Here is a 619-nt window from a genome sequence, read left to right as displayed (position 1 = left end):
ATACAAGCCTAAGTTTTCTGGTGACACTGTGCCAAGTGCAGGTGTATCTTGCGCAGTTGCATTAGCAGATAAACTCGATACTTTAGTCGGCATCTTTGGTATTGGCCAAGCTCCTAAAGGTGCAGCCGATCCCTTTGCCCTACGCCGCGCAGCAATTGGCGTGCTACGTATCATAGTAGAAAACAAGCTACCACTTGATTTAGTTGATCTTATCGCTAAAGCACAAGCACTGCATGGCACTAACTTAAGCAACGTCAATGCAAGCGATGAAGTGTTAGAGTTCTTAATGGCACGCTTCCGCGCTTGGTATCAAGATAAAGGCATTGGTGTTGATGTGATCTTAGCAGTGCTAGCACGTCGCCCAACACGCCCAGCTGATTTTGATAGCCGTATCAATGCGGTATCACACTTTAGAAGCCTAGAAGCTTCTAGTGCACTTGCGGCAGCGAACAAACGTGTATCCAACATTCTGGCTAAGGTTGAAGGTGCTTTACCGACAACGATCAATGCGAGTCTGTTAACTGAAGCCGCAGAGCAAGCATTAGCGGCCAAGTTGAACGAGCTGCAACCACTGCTGGCACCTTTGTTTGCCAATGCCGATTACCAACAAGCCTTAACC

1 protein-coding gene is annotated in these 619 nt (G+C 47.7%); it reads left to right on the top strand.

Annotation, left to right across the window (positions count from 1 at the left end):
* Positions 1-619, top strand: a 619-nt coding sequence (locus L5L91_RS22625; RefSeq protein ID WP_263237823.1) for a glycine--tRNA ligase subunit beta, incomplete at both ends; no start/stop codon positions are given.

The sequence above is a fragment of the Shewanella sp. SM55 genome (genome assembly GCF_025654025.1).
In the GTDB taxonomy this organism is placed as follows: domain Bacteria; phylum Pseudomonadota; class Gammaproteobacteria; order Enterobacterales; family Shewanellaceae; genus Shewanella; species Shewanella oncorhynchi.
The sequence above is the reverse complement of the archived record's forward strand: the minus strand, read 5'-3'. Positions and strand labels throughout refer to the sequence as shown.